General features: G+C 71.0%; 16 protein-coding genes and 1 rRNA gene. All 17 read right to left on the minus strand.

The window, feature by feature from the left end; translation table 11 throughout:
• Nucleotides 1-140: 140 nt before the first annotated feature.
• Nucleotides 141-2891, minus strand: coding sequence for an Rne/Rng family ribonuclease (locus ABD817_RS15400; RefSeq protein WP_425583360.1), 2751 nt, complete (start codon nt 2889-2891; stop codon nt 141-143).
• A 283-nt stretch (nt 2892-3174) separates the two neighbouring features.
• Nucleotides 3175-3954, minus strand: coding sequence for a TIGR03936 family radical SAM-associated protein (locus ABD817_RS15405; protein WP_344918576.1), 780 nt, complete (start codon nt 3952-3954; stop codon nt 3175-3177).
• A 101-nt stretch (nt 3955-4055) separates the two neighbouring features.
• Nucleotides 4056-5966, minus strand: coding sequence for a TIGR03960 family B12-binding radical SAM protein (locus ABD817_RS15410; protein ID WP_344918577.1), 1911 nt, complete (start codon nt 5964-5966; stop codon nt 4056-4058).
• An 18-nt stretch (nt 5967-5984) separates the two neighbouring features.
• Nucleotides 5985-6881, minus strand: coding sequence for a phosphotransferase family protein (locus tag ABD817_RS15415; protein ID WP_344918578.1), 897 nt, complete (start codon nt 6879-6881; stop codon nt 5985-5987).
• Entirely contained in the window at nt 6878-8314 is a 1437-nt protein-coding gene (locus tag ABD817_RS15420; RefSeq protein ID WP_344918579.1) for an NsdA family TPR-like regulatory protein, read from the minus strand. Before ABD817_RS15420 ends, ABD817_RS15415 begins: the two co-directional genes overlap by 4 nt.
• Before the next feature lie 31 nt (nt 8315-8345).
• Nucleotides 8346-8570 carry a hypothetical protein gene (locus ABD817_RS15425; RefSeq protein WP_344918580.1) on the minus strand — a complete coding sequence of 75 codons (225 nt, stop codon included), beginning with the start codon at nt 8568-8570 and terminating at the stop codon, nt 8346-8348.
• Between the two features lie 144 nt (nt 8571-8714).
• Nucleotides 8715-9878 carry a rod shape-determining protein RodA gene (gene rodA / locus ABD817_RS15430; RefSeq protein ID WP_344918581.1) on the minus strand — a complete coding sequence of 388 codons (1164 nt, stop codon included), beginning with the start codon at nt 9876-9878 and terminating at the stop codon, nt 8715-8717.
• Nucleotides 9875-10012 (minus strand): hypothetical protein, encoded by a 138-nt coding sequence (locus tag ABD817_RS15435; protein WP_344918582.1) that lies wholly within the window; start codon nt 10010-10012, stop codon nt 9875-9877. Before ABD817_RS15435 ends, rodA begins: the two co-directional genes overlap by 4 nt.
• On the minus strand, nt 10009-12072 hold the full coding sequence (mrdA, locus tag ABD817_RS15440; RefSeq protein ID WP_344918583.1) for a penicillin-binding protein 2: 2064 nt from the start codon (nt 12070-12072) through the stop codon (nt 10009-10011). Before mrdA ends, ABD817_RS15435 begins: the two co-directional genes overlap by 4 nt.
• Before the next feature lie 79 nt (nt 12073-12151).
• Complete coding sequence (mreD, locus tag ABD817_RS15445; RefSeq protein ID WP_344918584.1) at nt 12152-12679, minus strand: rod shape-determining protein MreD; 528 nt, start codon at nt 12677-12679, stop codon at nt 12152-12154.
• 4 nt (nt 12680-12683) lie between these two features.
• Nucleotides 12684-14078: a rod shape-determining protein MreC gene (mreC, locus tag ABD817_RS15450; protein WP_344918585.1), complete on the minus strand. Its 1395-nt coding sequence runs from the start codon at nt 14076-14078 to the stop codon at nt 12684-12686.
• Nucleotides 14078-15109 carry a rod shape-determining protein gene (locus tag ABD817_RS15455; RefSeq protein WP_344918586.1) on the minus strand — a complete coding sequence of 344 codons (1032 nt, stop codon included), beginning with the start codon at nt 15107-15109 and terminating at the stop codon, nt 14078-14080. Before ABD817_RS15455 ends, mreC begins: the two co-directional genes overlap by 1 nt.
• Before the next feature lie 192 nt (nt 15110-15301).
• On the minus strand, nt 15302-15712 hold the full coding sequence (gene ndk / locus ABD817_RS15460) for a nucleoside-diphosphate kinase (protein ID WP_344918587.1): 411 nt from the start codon (nt 15710-15712) through the stop codon (nt 15302-15304).
• Nucleotides 15713-15803: 91 nt separating this feature from the next.
• Complete coding sequence (locus ABD817_RS15465; protein WP_344918588.1) at nt 15804-17735, minus strand: hypothetical protein; 1932 nt, start codon at nt 17733-17735, stop codon at nt 15804-15806.
• Between the two features lie 11 nt (nt 17736-17746).
• Complete coding sequence (locus ABD817_RS15470; protein WP_344918589.1) at nt 17747-18085, minus strand: DUF4233 domain-containing protein; 339 nt, start codon at nt 18083-18085, stop codon at nt 17747-17749.
• A gap of 219 nt (nt 18086-18304) precedes the next feature.
• On the minus strand, nt 18305-19597 hold the full coding sequence (locus tag ABD817_RS15475) for a bifunctional folylpolyglutamate synthase/dihydrofolate synthase (RefSeq protein WP_344918602.1): 1293 nt from the start codon (nt 19595-19597) through the stop codon (nt 18305-18307).
• A gap of 434 nt (nt 19598-20031) precedes the next feature.
• Nucleotides 20032-20148: ribosomal RNA gene (gene rrf, locus ABD817_RS15480) — 5S ribosomal RNA — on the minus strand.
• Nucleotides 20149-20154 lie beyond the last annotated feature (6 nt).

The following is a 20154-nucleotide window of genomic DNA, read 5'->3' on the forward strand; positions in this document are numbered from 1 at the left end:
GACGTACCGGGTAGGCGCGCGAACAGGGCGCGCCATGAGCGCACCGGTTCACCAGAGTACCGGATTGACGGCGTCCTGGTCGAACCGGGCGGAACGTCGGGGGTGCCGGTCTTCGGCCCCGTCCCAGCGCGGGACGGGGTCTAATCGACCGGCCTGGCCTTGCGGGAGCGTCTCCGCCCCCGGCCAGAAGCCTGTGCTGCCTGACCGTCCTCGTGCTGGACTCCGTCAAGCGCATCGGTCACCGTATCACGGCCGGACTGGTCACCGGCCGCCACCGCGTGGTTACCGTCCTTGCCGAGCTTCTCCGCGACGGCCTTCTCCACGGCCATCTTGCCCTGGGTGCCGCGCGGCTCGGGCTTGCCCTCGACCGGCTCGGACGAGACGTGCAGGCCACGGCCGTTGCAGCACTCACAGACGGTGGAGAAGGCCTCCAGGAGCCCCTGGCCGACCCGCTTGCGCGTCATCTGGACCAGGCCCAGGGAGGTCACCTCGGCCACCTGGTGCTTGGTACGGTCGCGGGCCAGGCACTCCAGCAGCCGTCGCAGCACCAGGTCCCGGTTGTTCTCCAGCACCATGTCGATGAAGTCGATGACGATGATGCCGCCGATGTCGCGCAACCTGAGCTGGCGGACGATCTCCTCGGCCGCCTCCAGGTTGTTGCGGGTGACGGTCTCCTCCAGGTTGCCGCCCTGGCCGGTGAACTTGCCGGTGTTGACGTCGACCACGGTCATGGCCTCGGTCCTGTCGATCACCAGCGAGCCGCCGCTGGGCAGCCAGACCTTGCGCTCCATCGCCTTGGCGATCTGCTCGTCGATCCGGTACGCGGCGAAGACGTCGCCGCTCTCCTCCCACCTGCTGAGGCGGTCGGCCAGGTGCGGAGCGACATAGCGGACGTACTCATCGACCGTGTCCCACACGTCGCCCGCGACGACCAGCGAGGCGAAGTCCTCGTTGAAGACGTCACGGACCACCCGGACGGTCAGGTCGGGCTCGGAGGAGAGCAGCTCGGGCGCGCTGGCCGACTTGGCCTTGCGCTGGATGTTCTCCCACTGCGCCGACAGCCTGGCCACGTCGCGAGCCAGCTCGTCCTCCGACGCGCCCTCGGCGGCCGTACGGACGATGACCCCCGCGTTCTCCGGCATGACCTTCTTCAGGATGCTCTTGAGACGGGTGCGCTCCTTGTCGGGGAGCTTGCGGCTGATGCCGGTCATCGAGCCGTCGGGCACGTAGACCAGGTAACGGCCCGGCAGGCTGATCTGGCTCGTCAGGCGGGCGCCCTTGTGACCCATCGGGTCCTTGGTGACCTGCACCAGCACCGACTGGCCCGACTTCAGCGCCACCTCGATCCGCTTGGGCTGTCCCTCCAGCCCGGCGGTGTCGAAGTTGACCTCGCCGGCGTACAGGACCGCGTTGCGGCCCTTGCCGATGTCGACGAACGCGGCCTCCATGCTCGGCAGGACGTTCTGCACCTTGCCGAGATAGACGTTGCCCACGTACGACTGGCTCGCCTCGCGGTTGACGTAGTGCTCGACGAGGACGCCGTCCTCCAGCACCGCGATCTGGGTGCGCCCGCCGGTGCGGCGGACCACCATCACGCGCTCGACGGACTCCCTGCGCGCCAGGAACTCCGACTCGGTGATGATCGGCGGACGCCTGCGGCCGAGTTCGCGGCCCTCGCGGCGGCGCTGCTTCTTGGCCTCCAGGCGGGTCGAGCCGCGCACGCTCTGCACCTCGTCCACCGAGGTGCTGCGCCCGGCGCGGGGCGCGCGGATGCGCACCACCGTGTTCGGCGGGTCGTCCGGGACGTCACCCGGCTCGTCGGTGCCCCTGCGCCGCCTGCGGCGACGGCGGCGCGAGCTGCCGCTCTCGGCGTCGTCGTCCTGCTCGGCCTCGGGCTGCTCCTCCTCGTCCTGCTCGGCCTCGGTCTCCTCGGCCTCGTCGAGGTCGCGGGCCTTGCCCCGGCCCCGGCCGCCCCTGCGGCGCCGGCGCCGGCGACCGCTGGCGTCGTCGTCGCCGTCGGAGTCGTCGTCCTCGGGCTCCTCCACGAGCTCGGCCTTGTCGGCCTTGTCAGTCTTCTCGGCCCTGTCGGCCCGATCGGCCTTCGTCTCGACGGGCTCGGCCTCGGGCGCGGCGGGCTGGACCGGCGCGGGACGCGTGACGGGCTGTGCGGCCCGCTGCGGGTCGGGGGCCTGGAACAGCGGCTGGAACACCGCCGCGGGCGCCTGGAAGGTCACCGAGGGCACTTCGGAACGTTCCTGGGCGGCCAGCCCGAAGGGGTCGGCGAACAGGCCGGGCCGCTCCTCGATGATGTCCTCGCCCGCGGGCTCGTCGTCGAGCGGCTCGTCGGCCGGCAGGTCGAGCAGCAGCTCCGCCTCGGCCTCCTCCGCCTCGGCGGCGGCCGCCTCGCGGGCGTCCTGCTCGGCCTCGACCGGCGGCGCCTCGCGCGGGACGGCCTTCTTGCGCGTGCGGGTGCGCTTGGCGGGGGCGGCGGCGGGCGCCTCCTGGGGCGCGGGCTCGGCCTCGGCCTCGCCGAAAGTCCCGGGAAGGGCGAAGGGGTCCGGCACGACCGGCGTCGCCGGGGACACCGAGGACACCGGGGACGCCGGGGACGCCGTCACGGGCGCCACGGTCTCCGCGACCGGCGCGGGCCCCGTCTCGGTCGGTCCGGCCGGCTCGGCGGTCTCCGCGACCGGCTCGGCCGGCGGCTTCTTCGCACGGCTACGCCGCGTGGTGGTGACCGTACCGTCCACCGCCGCCGCCTTGCGCCTGGTGGCACGCTTGGGAGCCGCCGCGGCGGGCTCCGCCACGGGCTCTGTCACGGACTCCGCCACGGGTTCCGGCGCTCCGGCCGGAGAATCCACCGTGGATGCCACAGGCGTCACGGGCGCCATAGGCGCCACGTTCTCCGCGACCGGCGCGGGTGGTGCCGTGATCACGGGGTCCGGCTCCGGCGGCTCCGGCGGAGGTCCGGCGGGCCGGCTCGCGGCCCTGCGGCGGATCGCCGGCGGCCGGGTCTCTTCTGTTGTCGTGTCCCCGCCAGGGCTGTTGACCCCGGCGTTGGGCTCGTTGTCGAGCATGCGGGCGCTCTCCCGTTCAGCTCCCGGGCGCGTCTCCGCGCCGCGCGGGAGCTCTCGTCTCTCACTGTCCGCCAGGCCCAGGGCCCGGCGCCAAGTCCTATATGTCGCCGCCGACGTGCCTGCCCACCGGTTCCGCTTCGCCGCCGCGCGTGATGTCGCGGTCCGGGCCGAACGGGTCGGCGGGCTCACCGGTGTGAACGTCCAGCGGGCCCTGCGCCAGCCTGGTCACCTCGGGGGGCACCGGCGGCGCGAAGTCAGCCACAAGACGCAGTCCAGTGAGAACGTCGTCGGGTCGAACGGCAGGAGTTTCGTGCCGTACAACCATGCGAAGTATGACACATGGCTGACTGGAGGCCTGACCTGCTGTTGTCTCGGTTGCCTCAAATACCGTGAGGTTCAGCACCGCTTCACGTGCGTCGAAGCGTCGCATCCCCTTCTTCGTAAGGCGTTCGACCTCGACGTGGTCCGTGGCGACGAATTTCTCGACCGCGGCCCCGGCGAGGGCGGGATCGGCTCCCGGCAACCGCAGCTCCCACGCCGAGCACTCCATCCGGTCGGCCAGGCTCGCGGAGCCCGCCTCGACGGCGTCGAGCACGTCGAGACCGGGCGGCAGCGAGGCGTCCAGAGCGGCTCGCAGCCGCTCGGGATCGCACTCGCGCGTCACGCTGATCTCGAAGTACTCGGCCTCGCTGGCGACCCCGGTGGGGGCGGCCGCTCCCACGTAGGAGATCTTCGGGTGGGGTGAGAAGCCCGCGCTGAACGCCACCGGGACGTCGGCTCGCCGGACCGCCCGTTCGAGGGCCCGGGTGATGTCGCGGTGACTGGTGAAGCGCAGGCGGCCGCGCTTGGCGTAGCGCACGCGCAGGCGCTGCGCCACGGGCGCGGGCGGCGGCCCGTCGGGAGCGGGTTTCAGGGTGGTGTCGTCCTTCCCAAGTCGTGGTCGTCGTTTCCGGGGGCGGTGCTCACGTACCGCCTACCTCAGACAACCGTCAGTGGAAGCAGCTTCTTCCCGGTGGGCCCGATCTGGATCTCGGTCCCCATCGTGGGGCAGACGCCGCAGTCGTAGCACGGGGTCCAGCGGCAGTCCTCGACCTCGACGTCGTTGACCGCGTCCTGCCAGTCCTGCCAGAGCCACTCGCGGTCGAGACCGGCGTCGAGGTGGTCCCAGGGCAGGACCTCGTTCTCCTGGCGCTCGCGCGTGGTGTACCAGTCGACGTCGACGCCGGCCTTGGCGGCGGCGTCCATCCAGCGCTGGTAGGAGAAGTGCTCGCTCCAGCCGTCGAACCGGCCCCCCTCCGCCCACACCGCGCGGATGACCTCGCCGACCCGGCGGTCCCCCCGGGAGAGCAGGCCCTCCACGATCGAGGGCTTGCCGTCGTGGTAGCGCAGGCCGATGGCGCGGCCGTACTCCCTGTCGCCGCGCAAAGCCTCCTTCAGGGCCCGCAGCCTGCGATCGACCGTCTCGTGGTCGGCCTGGCCGGCCCACTGGAACGGGGTGTGCGGCTTGGGAACGAAACCGCCGATGGAGACCGTGCAGCGGACGTCACGCGACCCGGTGGCCTCGCGGCCCGCCTTGATGACCTTCTTGGCCAGGTCGGCGATGCCCTGGACGTCGGCGTCCTCCTCGGTGGGCAGGCCGCACATGAAGTAGAGCTTCACCTGCCGCCAGCCCTGGGTGTACGCGGTGGTAACGGTCCTGATCAGGTCTTCCTCGGTGACCATCTTGTTGATCACCTTGCGCATCCGCTCCGAGCCGCCCTCGGGGGCGAACGTCAGGCCGGAGCGGCGGCCGTTGCGGGAGAACTCGTTGGCCAGGTCGATGTTGAAGGCGTCGACCCGGGTCGAGGGCAGCGACAGGGAGGTGTTGGTGCCCTCGTAGCGGTCGGCCAGCCCCTTGGCGACCTCGCCGATCTCGGAGTGGTCGGCCGAGGAGAGCGACAGCAGGCCGACCTCGTTGAAACCGGACGCCCTGACGCCCGCCTCGACCATGTCGCCGATCGTGGTGATCGAGCGCTCGCGCACCGGGCGGGTGATCATGCCGGCCTGGCAGAACCGGCACCCGCGGGTGCAGCCGCGGAAGATCTCCACGCTGAACCGCTCGTGCACGGTCTCGGCCAGCGGGACCAGCGGCTTCTTGGGGTACGGCCACTCGTCCAGGTCCATGACGGTGTGCTTGTGGATCCGCCACGGCACGCCCGACCTGTTGGGCGCGACACGCTGGATCCGGCCGTCGGCGTGGTAGTCGACGTCGTAGAACTTCGGCACGTAGACCCCGCCGGACTCGGCCAGCCGCATCAGCAGCCCGTCGCGCCCGCCGGGCGAGCCCTCGGCCTTCCACTCGCGGATGACCTCGGTGATCGCGATGGCGATCTGCTCCCCGTCGCCCAGCACCGCGGCGTCGAGGAAGTCGGCGATCGGCTCGGGGTTGAACGCCGCGTGCCCACCGGCCAGCACGATCGGGTCGTCCTCACCCCGGTCGGCCGCCTCCAGCGGGATGCCCGCCAGATCCAGCGCGGTCAGCATGTTGGTGTAGCCGAGCTCGGTGGAGAAGGAGAGCCCGAGCACGTCGAACGCCCGTACGGGCCGGTGCGCGTCGACCGTGAACTGGGGCACGCCCTCGGAGCGCATGAGCGCCTCAAGATCGGGCCAGACCGCGTAGGTCCGCTCGGCCAGCGTCTCCGGCAGCTCGTTGAGGATCTCGTAGAGGATCTGGACGCCCTGGTTGGGCAGCCCGACCTCGTAGGCGTCCGGATACATCAGCGCCCAGCGGACCGTGGTCTCGTCCCAGTCCTTGACGGTCGAGTTGAGCTCACCTCCGACGTACTGGATCGGCTTCTGCACCCTGGGCAGGAGCGCTTCCAGGCGGGGAAACAGCGACTCGACAGACATGGCACCAAGAATATCCGCCTACAGGGGGTGCCACAGGCGGTCGTCGCCCGCTCGCAGCGAGTCGAGCCGGTGCCGAAGCTCCTCACGGGCGGTGCGATCACGGTGCGCGTTGCGCAGCACGGCCGTGAGAGTCTGCAGTTCGCGCATGTCGCGCAGCACCGGATAGCCCTCCCAGCCGGTCGCGTCGTAGCCGTAGGTCTCGCTGAAATTGGCCCGCTGACGTTCGGTCAGCCCGAACCTGCCGCCCTGGAGTGTCGGGATCAGATCGATCTCCCTGGGCCCCGCGCACACCCCGTCCCAGTCGCACAGCAGGAAACCGCCGGGCGTGCGGATCAGGTTGCCCCGGTGGGCGTCCGCGTGGACGAGCCCGTACGGCAGGACGAACTCCACCCGCTCGTAGTAGGCCTCGGCCAGCGCCTCGCAGCGGCCGATCAGCCAGTCGCGGTCGTCGCGGGCCAGCGCGACGCTCGCGTCGATCGCCCGGCGCACCCCCCCGAACGGGTCGTGGGTCGGCAGGTCGAACGGGACGGGCGGCAGATCGTGCAGCCGTCGCAGCAGCGGCCCCAGCTGCGCCGGGTCGGGGGGCGGCCCGATGTGCTCCTCGTGGTGCCAGAACGTCGCCAGGAAGCCCTCCGCGACGACCGGCTGCTTGATCTCCAGCGGCCTGACCGAGGGGAATCCCCGCTCGGCGAGCCACCGGGTGACCTTGATCGAGGTCACCAGCCGGTCGTACCTGCCCGGTGTGGTCGCCTCCGTCAGCCGCACCACCACCTTCTCGCCCGCCAGGTGGTAGACGGCGTTGGCGAAGTCGCGCATCAGCGTCGCGCCCCCGGTGTCGAGCCCGGTCTGCCGGCCCGACTCCGCGAGCGCCACGACGGCGCGTGAGAGGAGTGAACCCTCCGCGGCGATGGTCATCGTCCACTCCTCCCGTCCGAGATGGCGCCCCTGGCCCGCTTCGGCAGGTCGACGGCGCAGAAACTCTCGATCTGCCCGGCCATCCGCTCCCCGCCGGGCCGCGCGGCCAGCAGCGCGCGGCTCGCGCCGAGGGTGGCGCCCAGGCTGCCGATGCGCCGCTCCGGCGGGAGGGCGAGGATCGGCGCCATGGCGTCCTCGGCGCCCGCGGTGTCGTCCTCCATCAGGTGGGCGATCGCCAGGTGGGCGCTGGCCATGGCCTCGCACCCGTAGGAGCGGTTCTCCGGCTCCCCCGACGCGTACAGGGACAGCGACTCGCGCGCCGACTCGATGGCCGGGGCGGAGGCGCCGAGCTGCAGCTGGGCGACCGCCGCGTAGTAGCGCTCCTTGGCCGGGCGGAACGCGAACTCCCCGGCGATCTCGTCGTGCAGCTCGTCCCCCCCGCCCCCGGCCACCCGGGCGTCGGCCGCCTCGCGCAGCGCCTCGAAGGCCTCCCCGCGACGCCCGAGGAGCGCGTACGAGCGGGCCCTCAGCATGTGCAGGCGGGTGGCTCCCGAGCCGGTGCGGACGTGGGTCAGGCCCTCCTCCGCGTAGCGGGCCGCGTCACCGTGACGGCGGTCCCACAGCGCCACCGACGACTGCATGCCGCGCGCCCACCCCATCAGCGCCGCGTGCCCGGCCACCTTGCCGTACGTCCAGGCGGCTCGGGCGAGGGTGTCGGCGGGGACCCGGCGGTCCATGTCCATGCTGGCGTTGGCCATCAGCCCGCACAGCGCGCCGGTGAGGAAGTACAGCTCCCCGGCCTGCCGGGGGTGGATGCGCCGCTCCAGCGCCTTGCGGGTGCGCTCCTGCAACTCGCGCATCTCCACGAAGAGCGGCAGCGGGGCCTCAAACACGTAGCGCCTGCCGACCCAGATCACCTGGGTGCGCAGCCGCTCCAGCGCCCCGGCGCCCAGCTCGCTCTCCTCGGCCCGCTCGGCGTGCGCGCCGGCCTCGTCGGCCGCCACCGTGATCACGTCGAGGACCGGCGGCGCGGGCGGCGCCGAACGCAGCTCCTCGGGCGTGTAGTCCTGGGCGAAGCCGAGCTGGACCGGGCCGGTCTGGAAAAGCCTGCACAGCAGGTCCGTGTAGTCGCGGTCGGGCCTCGCCCCCGCCTCCCACTCCCGCCAGGAGCGCTCGCTGAGCCCGCGCCGCTTGATCCCCTCCCTGTCGCACATGGCGTGGAAGTGGTCGATGGCCTCCTCCACGGTCCAGCCGTGGGCGAGCCTGCGGCACTTGAACCTGGTCTGCTGGGGGCAGCAGACGTGGATCTCGTCCACCATCTGCTGGATGACCGCGGCGGACGGCGGGCCGACCACACCGGCCAGCGTACGGTTGCGGATGATCGTCGCGCACGCCAGCGCGGCGCGGTCGCCGCCGCGTGAGACCGGGGTCATCGGCGCTCCGGGGGGTGTCCTGGCGCCTCTGTCACGAGCCGCTGCCCTGGAAGGGCACGACCGTGCCGCCGTTGCGGAGCTGCGCCTGGAAGAGCTGCCCGCACAGGCTGCTCGGGGTCTCGGCGAACCACACCGCCGGCGGGCTGCCCGCCGACACCGCGGCCCAGCGCCCCTTGCTGAACACGATCCGGTAATCGGGAAACGCGGTTCGCAGCAGTTCGAGGGCCCGTTGCCGCTCGGCGAGCTCAGAGATCACGGTTCCTCCGTCATCGCGAGTTCCGTCTTCGTTCCCAGAATGTTCGCTTGACGAACGCCATGCCAGTGAGAATCGGAGGTTTCCTACATGCGGGCCGCTCTCATGTAGGTGCTGAAAAAAGCGGCAAAACAGGCACCAAACCAGTTACTGGAACGGCTGCCGACGCATGTGGATCGCCTGGAGCAGACCAAAAGCGATCATATTGGCGAAGGTGGCGGTACCGCCATAGGAGACGAACGGCAGGGGAAGACCGGTGATCGGCATGATCCCGATCGTCATCCCGATGTTGACGAACGACTGGAAGGCCAGCCAGCACACGATCGAACCGGCCATCAGCGCGCCGAACCTGTCGTCGCACTCGCGCGCGATCCGCGCCCCCCGCACCAGGATCACCCCGAGCAGCGCCACCACGGTGACCGCGCCGAGGAAACCGAACTCCTCCCCCGCCACCGTGAAGATGAAGTCGGTGTGCTGCTCGGGCACGAAACGGCCGGTGGTCTGGCCACCCCCGAACAGCCCCTTGCCGAACACCTCCCCCGACCCGATCGCGATCAGCGACTGGGTGCTGTTGTAGCCGACGCCGCGCGGATCGCTGGCCGGGTTGAGGAACGCGGTGAACCGGGCGATCTGGTACGGCTCCAGCACGTTGAGGAACCACGCGGCCACCCCCGCGCCGATCACGCTGAGGGTGAGCCCGGCGATCCAGCGCTTGCGGACCCCCGCCACGACGATCGTGCCGGCCGTGATCACCCCGATGACCATCGTGGTGCCCAGGTCGGGCTGGAGCATCACCAGCCCCATGGTGAAGGCGGACACCACCAGCGCGATCACGACGTCGAAACCGCGCGGCCGGTCGGTGCCCCGGGTGGGGTGGGCCATCAGCATGGCGAGCATCAGCACCAGGCCGAGCTTGGCGAACTCCGACGGCTGGAACGCGAACCCGCCGCCCAGCATGATCCACGAGTGGGCGCCGTTCACGGTGCTGCCGAGCGGCGTGATCACCAGGATCAGCCCGACCAGCGTCGCGCCGTAGATCAGCGGCGCGAACATCCGCAGCGACCGGTGGTCCACCATCGCGGCCGTACCGGCGAGCACGGCCCCGATGACGAGGTTGAGGATGTGCTTCTTGACCAGCCCGGTGGAACCGGCCGCCCACGTCCTGGTCGACGACCAGACCAGCATCGTGCCGATCACCGCCAGCGCGGCGACGGCGACCAGCATCACCCCGTCCATCCGGTTCACCGTGGAGGCCGCCGCCACCGTCCGCCCGGCCAGGGACGTCCTCGGTGGCGCGGCAGCCCGGTTCACGCCGCCTCCCCTGCGGACGTCACCGTCGGCACCGTCGCGGCGGTCACCGCCGATGCCGCCATGAGCCCCACCGCGAACGCCGTACCGGACACCGTCACCGGCACCGGCGTCGCGAGCGTCGTCGCGGGTGTCATCGCGACACCGTCCCGTCCTTGGCGATCACCGGGAGCGCCCTCGCCGGGCGCCCGTCCGGCAGGGCCGAGGCGGACGGCTTCCCGTCCGACTTGAACCCGTAGATGCCCTCGTAGATCTTCCGTACCGCCGGGGCCGCGGTCTGACCGCCCATCCCGCCCTGGGACACCATGGCGACGATCACGAACCGCGGCTTGTCCGTCGGAGCGAACGACGCGAACCACGACGTGTCGGTCTTGCCGTAGACCTCGGCGGTGCCGGTCTTCCCGCCGATCTTGACCTTGTCCATGGGGAACCCCGAGAAGGCCCCGGCCGCGGTGCCGTCGGAGGCGACCTCGCTCAGCGCCCCCTTGATGTAGGCCCGCTCCTCCCGCGAGATCGGCAGCCTGCCCACCACCGGCACCTTGATCTTCTTGACCTTGGTGCCGTCGGGACGCACCAGTGCCCAGCCCACCCTGGGACTGCGCAGTTTGCCGTCCCCGACCAGCGCCGCGTAGGCCGCCGCCAGCTGCAGCGGCGTCACCAGCACGTCGCCCTGCCCGATGGAGAAGTTGGCGGCGTCACCCGGCCGCCACTGGAACCCCTCCAGGCAGTTCTCGTACGCCAGCCGCTTGAGGAAGGCGGCCCTGCTGGGACTGCTCTTGGCCACCTCCGGATAGCCGGTCTTGGCCCGCTTGCAGTTGTCCTCCTTGGTCACCGCCCACAGCGCCTTCTTCCACGCCCGGTCGGGGATCCTGCCCGGTGACTCGCCCGGCAGGTCGATGCCCGTGGGACGGCCGAACCCGTAGGCGCGCGCCATGTTCGCCATCGGCTCTTTCGTCCTCCCCTTGGGATTGAGCCCGCCGTCGCGCAGCCACTGCTCGTACGCCGCCCGGTAGAAGATCGTGTCGCAGGACTTCACCAGCGCCGTGTGCAGGTCGAGGACACCCAGCCCGATGCCGCGGAAGTTGTTGAACGGCCGGTCGCCCACCATGAAGGACCCCGGGCAGTCGTACTTGCCGTGCAGCGGGTAGCCGTCCCTGAGCATCGCCGCCACCGACGACACCTTGAACGTCGAACCGGGCGCGAACTCACCCTTGATCGCCCGCGACACCAGCGGCTTACCCGTCTTGCCGGACAGCAGCCGCTGGTACTCCGCCTCGGAGATGCCCCCGCTCCAGACCGCCGGATCGTACGTCGGCGCGCTGGCCAGCGCGATCACCCTGCTGGTCCTCACGTCCAGCACCACCGCCGCCGCCCCGTCGGCCTTGGGCGCGCCCTTCATCGCCTCGGCCAGCGCCTTCTCCGCCAGGGTCTGCACCCTGGCGTCGATGCTGGTGATGAGCGTGTCACCCGGGATCGGCGACACGTGCCGCTCCACCCCGATGACCTTGCCGAGCCGGTCGACCTGCACCCGCCGCATCCCGGGCGTCCCCCGCAGCGGCACGTCGTAGACCGCCTCCAGGCCGTCCCTGCCCACCAGGTCGACCCCGGAGAACGCCGCCCTGAGCCCGTCGCGCCTGTCCAGCTCCTCCTGCGTGATCGGCTGCAGGTAGCCGAGCGCCTGCGCGCCCGCGCTCTTGCGCGGATACTCCCGCACGGCCTGCACCTCGGCCGTGACCCCGGGAAACTCCTCCTGCCGCTCCAGGATCTGCAGGGCCTCACGCGTGGTGACGTCGACGTCGATGGGAATCGGCTGGTACGGGGACCCCGGCCAGCAGGGGCGGGCGACCCCCGGCCCGCACGCCCTGATCCGCTCCCGCAGCTCGGTGGGACGGCGGCCGAGCACGGTGGCGAGCCTCTGGAGCACCTCCTGGCCGTTGCCCGCCATCCGGTTCAGGCGCGTACGGTCGACCGAGACCACCAGCGTGGTCCGGTTGCGCACCAGCGGACGGCCCGTCGCGTCGAGGATCTGCCCGCGCACCGCGGGGACGACGACGTCACGCGTACGCGTCTCGGTCGCGGCCTCCACGTACTCCCTGCCGCGCACCACCTGCACCTGCCAGAGCCGCACCGCGAGCAACGCCAGCATCGACACCACCAGCACCTGCACCATGACCAGACGCCCCCGCATCAGGCCCATGTCCGCACCTCCCCGCACACCCCGCAGAAACCCCCTGCCCACGCCCCGCTCCCCTCGCGGCGAGGCCGCGCATGTGGCCTCATCCGCGACTCCGCAGGGCGGACCTGGGCACCTGGATGAGGCGCGGCTCCGGCCCCCGCACGATCCTTCGCACCATCCACACCACGGGGGGCGCGGCGAGCAGGTTGTAGACCATCGACTGCGGCAGCACCGTCGTGAGCATGGACACAGCGGTCCGCGGATCCCCCACCAGGGCACCGGTCACCAGGGCGACCACGGGACCGATGACCGCGCAGACCAGCGCCACGAGCGGCCCCGCGCCCGGCTGGCTCTCCACCGCCCGTCCCGCCATGAAACCGATGAGGCAGAACACGAGCGCGTTGTGCCCGAACAGGTGCGCCGCCGGCGGCAGCAGGTCGCTGACAAGACCGGCGGCGAAGCCCATGACAGCCCCCGCGGCGGCCCCGCGCGCCAGCGCGTACCCCACCACGGCGAGCAGCACCAGATCCGGCGCGGCCTGCCCCGGCAGCGGCAGCCTGTTGACGACGGTCACCTGGACGATCATGATCCCCAGGAGCAGCACCACGAAGATCGCGTTGCGGCCCATCCCGTCAGGCCCCTTCTCGCCGGCCGCGAGGAGCCTCCGCCTCACGCGAGCCGCGCTCGGAGTCGGCCCCGGAGTCGGCGCCAGGCCCGGATCTGGGCCTGGATCTGGACTCGGCAGTGGGCTCGGAACCGGCGCCAGGTCTGGACCTGGGCCTGGATCTGGACTCGCCATTGGGCTCGGAGCCGGAGTCAGCCCCGGACCTGGACCTGGGCTCGGCGTCGGGCTCGAAGTCGGTGTCAGCCCTGGCTCCGGACCTGGATCTGGGCCTGGTGTTGGGCTCGGACCCCGAGTCTGCGTCAGACCCGGACCTCGACCTCGACCGGGACCTGGAGCCGGGCCCGGAGCCGGAGTCAGCCCTGGACCTGGAGTCAGCCCTGGACCTGGGCCTGGCGTTGGGCTCGGCGTTGAACTCGGAGTCGGAGTCGGCACCGGACCGGGAACCGGGCTCGGCGTCGGGCTCGGACTCCGCGTCCGCCTCGGACTCGGATACGCGTGGCGTGGACCGCCCCGGCGTCGAAACCTTCGTCTTGCGCGGCCCCGGAGGGAGCACCGCGTCCCGCGGATCGCGGCGCGGCGCCTGCACCACGACCCCGACCACGTCCAGCGCGGTGAGATCGGCGGACGGCCGCGCGTACGCGATCCGGGTCAGCTCACCCGGCGTGGCCTCCACCCGCTCCACCACCCCGATCGGCACCCCCGCCACGTACGGCGCGCCGCCCTGGGAACCGAAGCTCACGATGCGGTGGCCGGGGGTGATCGGCGCGGTCGAGTCGAGCAGCCGGAAGCGGACCAGGCGGCCATTCTCCCCCACGCCGTGCACCACGCCGATCTCGTTACTGCCCTCCAGCCTGGCCCCGGCCGCCGAGGCGGGATCACTGAGCAGGACCACCGTCGACGTGGACGGGCCCACCTGGACCACCCTGCCGACCAGGCCGTCGGCGTTCAGCACGGTCATCTCCGGGCGCACCCCGTCGGCGCGCCCCACGTCGAGCTCGACGGCCTCCTCGAACCCGGGAGCGCCACGCCGGGCGATCACCTGGGCAGTCAGGATCCTGTATCCGCCGACCCCCGCCACACCGAGCAGCCTGCGAAGCTCCCTGGACCGCCCACGGTCGAGGCTCTGCGCCGCCAGGTCGTGCCTGAGCCGCTGGTTCTCCGCGCGCAGCTTCTCGAGACGGCCGCGCACCGAGGGAGCCTCGGCCATCGTCTCGAAGAACTCGCCGACCGGTCGCACGAACCCCGCCCCGGCGCTCTCCGCGGCACCGAACAGCGTCGTACCGGCCGTCCTGAGCGGACCGAACGGCGATTCCGTGACCGAGCGGTGGTCGATGGTCACGAGCACGAGCGCGGCGGCCAGCAGCAGCCCCAGGTTGACCCGTGCCCTGCGGGTGTCCTTCATCAGTGCCGCGGCTCGGGGACCAGGACCTGCTGCAGAGCGTCGAAGTCCTCGACGCACTTGCCCGAGCCGAGGGCGACGGAGTCGAGGGCGTTGTCGACGAGGTGGATCGGCATGCCGGTCTCGGCCTTCAGCCGCTCGTCCATGCCCTTGAGGAGCGCCCCACCCCCGGTGAGAGCGATCCCGCGGTCCATCAGGTCTCCGGAAAGCTCGGGCGGGCACCTGTCGAGCGTGGTCTTGACCGCGTCGACGATCGCGTTCAGCGGCTCCTCGATGGCCTTGCGGATCTCCGCGGCCGACACCACGATCGTCTTGGGCAGGCCGCTGACCAGGTCACGGCCCCGAATCTCGGCGTGGCTCTCCTCGGGAAGCATGCACGCGGAACCGATGGCCATCTTGATCTCCTCGGAGGTGCGCTCGCCGAGCATCAGCGAGTGCTCCTTCTTGGCGAAGGCGATGATCGCCTGGTCGAGCTCGTCACCACCCACCCTGATCGACTGGCTGGTGACCACACCGCCCATCGAGATGATCGCCACCTCGGTGGTGCCACCCCCTATGTCGATCACCATGTTGCCGGTGGGCTCGTGCACGGGGAGCCCGGCGCCGATCGCGGCGGCCATGGGCTCCTCGACGATGTAGACCCTGCGCGCGCCCGCCTGGTAACCGGCCTCCTTGACCGCGCGCTGCTCGACCCCGGTGATCCCGCTCGGCACGGCGATGATGATGCGCGGCTTGGCGAAGTGGCGGCGCTTGTGCACCCGCTGGATGAAATAGCGCAGCATGCGCTCGGTGACGTCGAAGTCGGCGATGACACCGTCCTTGAGCGGGCGAATGGCCACGATGTTGCCAGGCGTACGGCCTATCATCCGCTTGGCCTCGATACCAACGGCCACGATCTTCCCCGTCGCGGTGTTGATCGCTACGACGGACGGCTCGTTGAGCACGATCCCGCGGCCCCGTACGTACACCAGGGTGTTCGCGGTGCCGAGGTCGACCGCCATGTCACGGCCCAGAAAAGCGAGATTGCTGCCCATGAGGAAGGCCGGCCTCCTTCCGTCAGGTCGTCGGCGAAAACTACGGAACGCACTCGAATCGTAACGTGACGTACCCACCATTGAGCGCAATGAGGCGGCCTGCCGCAGCAAAATCTTGGGTTAGCCGAACAGGGCGGGCCTCGCCGTCCACAAGGACGGCGAGGCCCGGCAAACACGGCGAAAGCGCGCGTCCTAGAAGCGATCCGGGAAGAAGATCTTGATCTCCCTCGCGGCGGACTCGGGGGAGTCGGAGCCGTGGACGACGTTCTCGCCGATCTCCAGAGCGTGGTCGCCGCGGATGGTGCCGGGTGCGGACTTGACGGGGTCGGTGAGACCGGCGAGACCCCGGAAGGCCTCGATGGCGCGCGGCCCCTCGAGCACCAGCGCGACCAGCGGGCCGGAGGTGATGAAGTCCACCAGCTCGCCGAAGAACGGCCGCTCGGAGTGCTCGGCGTAGTGCACCTTGGCGGTGTCGACGTCCAGGGTGCGCAGCTCCAGCGCCACGACCTTCAGACCCTTGCGCTCGACACGGGCGATCACATCGCCGATGAGACCACGCGCCACACCGTCGGGCTTGATCAGGACAAGGGTGCGCTCGGACACTGAAGTTCTCCTTTGAACATGTATGGGTCGCTGACTGCGGTAAACGCGCGAAGTTTACCGTCCTTCGCGCGTTTCCCCGTGGTCGGCGAGGTCACTGGAGCGCGGGCCCGTTCCCCGGGCCGTCCTCGGGCGAGGGCGCGGGCGGCGGCACCACCACGGGCGGCGCGACGACCTTCTCCGGCTCGGTCTCCGTCTCCGGCTCGGGGTCACGCTCGGGGACGTGACCGGGCTCGTGCCGGGGCCTGGGCCTCCCGCCCTTGCCCGCCCCCTGCCCGCCCCCGGTGGCGGCCATGGACCCGCTCATGGACCCGGTCGCGGCCATGGGCCCGGCCTCGGGATTCGGGCGGACCCGCGACTGCGGACCGGCCTCGGACCGAGGCCGCACCACCGAATGTCCGGTCTGCCCGTCCCGGTCGTCCCGGTCGGCTCGCCCGAACCGCCCGGAGGGTCCGGCCTGCTTGGGAGGTCCCGACGCCGTGGCGGCCGGCCACGCGCCACCGGCGAGATCGACCTCCCCGGCGGGAGGGGGCACCAGCCCGGAGCCGGAAACCGCCCCGGGCGAGACGCCGTCCGTACCGGTCCGGGCATCCCGCGTGTCCCAGGTGTCCCGCGCGCTCGCCGGGGTGCCGGGCAGGAAGCGGGCCAGGACGGCACCGAGCACGATCACCACGAGCACCAGGCCGCCCCCGATCAGCGCCCACAGGTGCAGGGCGTCCACGAACCCGTCGACCAGCGCCTGCGGGGTCGTGGCATCCTCCAGGCGGGTGACCTGGACGCCACTGCCCAGCAGGAAGCCCACGAGCACCGCGGGGAAGAACAGCGACAGCGCCAGGAGCGCGGCCCCCTCGCCGCAGGAGCGCAGCGCGCCGGTGAGCGCCACCGAGGCGCCACCCGCGAGCAGGACGAACGGGAGGATCAGCGGGAGCCCTCCAGGGGCGGGAAGGAACAGCCGGACGGCACACAGGCCCGCGACCATCACCACGAGCCCGCCCGCGGTGACCATGGGCATGGCCGCGACGCCCAGCCGGTTCACCAGCGCGGCGGACAGCAGGCCCACCAGCGCGGCGATCGCGAAGGCCGGCCACAGGCCGGACAGACCCGGACCTCCCAGCCCGCCGAGCTCGACATAGGTGATCTGGGCGGCGGTCGGCAGGGCGACGACGCCGACCGCGACCATCGCGTAGGCCGGCGCCCGGCCGACGCCTCCCTTCGAGGCGCTGGAGGAGGCCAGGGCGAGCAGGACGAGGACGGACACCAGCGCCGCCCGGATCACCAGATCCGGCGACCAGTCGAACGTGCTGCCCAGAGCGAGGGCCGCGACGCCCGCGGCGGGCACGACCACCCACAGCGTGCGCCCGCGTTCCGCGACGACCGGCACGGGGCCGGAGCCGCCGTCTCCCTCCTTCAGCCACAGCACCAGATAGAGCGCGGCGAGCGCGAGCGCGACCCCGGTGAGCATCGGGTACGGCTGGAGGGTGACGCGCCAGGAGTCGACCTGGTCAAGGGGCCACAGCGCGAGCGCCTGAGCGGCCAGGAGGCTCGCCGTCAGCGCGGCCGCCCACACGGCCCTGAGGAGCACCGAACGCCCCCAGACGGCCATCAGGGTGGCGGGAACCAGCAGGCCCGCCCCGACCCCGTGCAGGACCCGCAGGACCGCTACCAGCGCCGTGGACCCGGCGTACCCACCGGCGGCGTCGGCGAAGGCGAGGAGGGTCAGCCCCACGACCATCATCGGGGCCGCCCTCATCCGGTGCACGGCCACCGCCGCCACCGGCACGGTCAGGACCATCGCGGGAAGCGCCAGCCCGTGCGCCCTGATCATCTCTATCTGCGAGATGTCCGGCGGCAGGAGGGCGGCGACCACCGAGATGGTGTTGGGAATGGCGACGATCGCCAGCGGCAGCACTACCGCGACGAGCAGTCCGAGGACGACGTCGAGCATCAGGGAGACCCGGAGTGCGCGCACCAGGCCCGTGGGCCTGGCGGACACCGCCCGAGTCGGCTGGATGGGAGGGACGGCCATGTTGGCCGACTTTAGCGAGAAGTCACGCCCTCGACACGGCGAGCGACGAATATCGCCGTGATCCACAGCGCGGCGAAGACCGCACCGAGGAAGAACATGGTCGGAACCATGAGGCCGGAGGCGATGGCGAGCACCTGGATCACGCTTCCCACGACGTAGGCGAAAGGCCGCTTGAGCAGGCCGATCACCACCACGCAGAGGAGCGCCAGGCCGAGGCCGACGGTGGCCGCGACGGCCGGTTCGACACCCTGCGTGTTGATGGCCACCGGCGTGAACAGACCAACGACTATGGCCTCCATGCCGAGCACGCTCGCGCAGAGACGCCTCATCCCCGGAGTGACCGTGATCATTTTCCGCTCCTCCAGAGTCGCCTCGGCCATGCCCCACCCGCCGTACCCGGCCGGCTCGTTTCGTCCTGTCCGCTCACTGTGTTCTGTCTACTCACCGCGTCTTGTCCGCTCGATCTGTCCGCTCGGCACGTCCTGCCCTTGTTCACCGCGCCTCGTCCGCCTTGAGGCACCACTCGCTTCTCGCCGCCCTGAGGCAACCACATGCCTCACCGCCTTGAGTCACCGTGCCTCGTCCGCCTTGAGCAGGAGACGCGCGTCACCGGCGGTCACCACCGACCCGGTGATCAGCACCCCGGCCCCGCTGAACTCGCCCAGGGCGTCGGCCATGCCGATCGCCCGGTCGATCGCGCTGTCCAGCCTCTCGACCTGGTGCACCCGGTCAAGCCCGAAGATCTCCTCTGCCAGCGCGGCGAGATCGTCCACGTCCATGGACCTCGGCGAGGAGTTCCTGGTCACCACGATCTCGTCCATCATCGGTTCCAGCAGCTCCAGGATGCCCTGGACATCCTTGTCCCCGGCGACCGCCACCACGCCGATGAGCTTCGCGAAGTCGAAGGACTCCTGTACGGCGTCCAGGCTGGCCTGCATCCCCGCCGGGTTGTGCGCGGCGTCGACGACCACCGTGGGCCCCCTGCGGACCACCTCGAGCCTGCCGGGCGAGCGCACCTCCAGGAACGCCTGCCGCACCAGCTCCGCGTCGAGAGGCTCGTCCCCGCCGGTCAGCGCCTCCACCGCGGCCAGCGCGCAGGCCGCGTTACCCGCCTGGTGCGCGCCGTACAGGGGGAGCAGGATGTCCTCGTACGTCCCCTTGAGCCCCTTGAGCCGGATCAACTGCCCGCCGATGGCGAGCTCCCTGCTCAGGACGCCGAACTCCAGCCCCTCGCGTGCCACCGCGGCGCCGACGTCGGCCGCCCGCCTCATCAGCACCGAGGCCGCGGGAAGCTCCTGCTGCGCGAGCACCGCGGTCGCCCCGGGCTTGATGATGCCGGCCTTCTCCCCTGCGATCGTCTCGACGTCAGGTCCGAGATAGTCGACATGGTCGAGGGAGATGGGCGTGATGACCGCCACGGCACCGTCGGCGACATTGGTGGCGTCGGTGATGCCTCCCATCCCCGTCTCGATGACCGCGACGTCCACGGGAGCGTCGGCGAAGGCGGCGAACGCCATCGCGGTGAGGGTCTCGAAAAAGGAGAGCCGCCGCCCCTGGGCGTCGATCATCCCCAGATAGGGCGCGATGTCCTCGTACACCTCGACGAAGCGCTCCTCGCTGAGCGGGGCGCCGTCCACACTGATGCGCTCGCACATGGAGACGAGGTGGGGGCTGGTGAACCGGCCGACACGCAGGTTGCGCTCACGCAGGAGTGCTTCGATCATCCGGGTCGTGCTCGACTTGCCGTTCGTACCGGCCACGTGCACGACGGGATAGGAGTGCTGCGGAGAGCCGAGCAGATCCACGAGCGCGGCAATTCTGTCGAGCTTGGGCTCGAAGTTCCACTCGACACCACGCTGCATGATCGCTTGTTCAACCGCTCGATAGTCCACGTCTCCAGCCTACTGACGTCCTGGGCGGGTCCCAGACAGGCCCGTAAAGGCTGGTGCAACGCGGACCCCGTAACACATAAAACTCCACAGACCGAGAAACCCAAACACGCCAGCCATACTGGGGCGGAACCTTGAAGGCAGGTCCCACAACCACGGAAAAACCCTCCGGAAAGCCTGGGGGTCGGAGGCCCTGGAGTCCTAGAACGCCGCAGGAGGGGGTTCGGGAGCACGCCAAAGGCCCGGAAACAGGGGCGCCCGGGACAGCGCGAAAAGCCCGGAACAGGGCCCTGGGAAGAGGGGACCGGTCCCAGGAAGAACCCAGGACCCACGGCAGGGGCCGGGGCAACAGGTCCGGGAAAGCACGAAGGGCCCCCACCAACGGTGGAGGCCCTTCACGAAAGATTGTCCGGCGGTGACCTACTCTCCCACACCGTCCCCGGTGCAGTACCATCGGCGCTGAAGAGCTTAACTTCCGGGTTCGGAATGTAACCGGGTGTTTCCCCTTCGCCATAACCGCCGTAACCCTA

Origin of the sequence: Streptosporangium oxazolinicum, from assembly GCF_039537505.1 — a bacterium.
Classification (GTDB): Bacteria; Actinomycetota; Actinomycetes; order Streptosporangiales; family Streptosporangiaceae; genus Streptosporangium; species Streptosporangium oxazolinicum.

Coding starts and splice junctions, on each gene's coding strand:
- ABD817_RS15465 (WP_344918588.1), bottom strand. CDS start 17,735: ATGGCCGTCCCTCCCATCCAGCCGACTCGGGCGGTGTCCGCCAGGCCC.
- ABD817_RS15410 (WP_344918577.1), bottom strand. CDS start 5,966: ATGTCTGTCGAGTCGCTGTTTCCCCGCCTGGAAGCGCTCCTGCCCAGG.
- ABD817_RS15470 (WP_344918589.1), bottom strand. CDS start 18,085: ATGATCACGGTCACTCCGGGGATGAGGCGTCTCTGCGCGAGCGTGCTC.
- ABD817_RS15400 (WP_425583360.1), bottom strand. CDS start 2,891: ATGGCGCCCGTGACGCCTGTGGCATCCACGGTGGATTCTCCGGCCGGA.
- ABD817_RS15415 (WP_344918578.1), bottom strand. CDS start 6,881: ATGACCATCGCCGCGGAGGGTTCACTCCTCTCACGCGCCGTCGTGGCG.
- mreC (WP_344918585.1), bottom strand. CDS start 14,078: ATGAAGGACACCCGCAGGGCACGGGTCAACCTGGGGCTGCTGCTGGCC.
- mrdA (WP_344918583.1), bottom strand. CDS start 12,072: ATGGGCCTGATGCGGGGGCGTCTGGTCATGGTGCAGGTGCTGGTGGTG.
- ABD817_RS15475 (WP_344918602.1), bottom strand. CDS start 19,597: ATGCAGCGTGGTGTCGAGTGGAACTTCGAGCCCAAGCTCGACAGAATT.
- mreD (WP_344918584.1), bottom strand. CDS start 12,679: ATGGGCCGCAACGCGATCTTCGTGGTGCTGCTCCTGGGGATCATGATC.
- ABD817_RS15435 (WP_344918582.1), bottom strand. CDS start 10,012: ATGACACCCGCGACGACGCTCGCGACGCCGGTGCCGGTGACGGTGTCC.
- ABD817_RS15455 (WP_344918586.1), bottom strand. CDS start 15,109: ATGGGCAGCAATCTCGCTTTTCTGGGCCGTGACATGGCGGTCGACCTC.
- ABD817_RS15420 (WP_344918579.1), bottom strand. CDS start 8,314: ATGACCCCGGTCTCACGCGGCGGCGACCGCGCCGCGCTGGCGTGCGCG.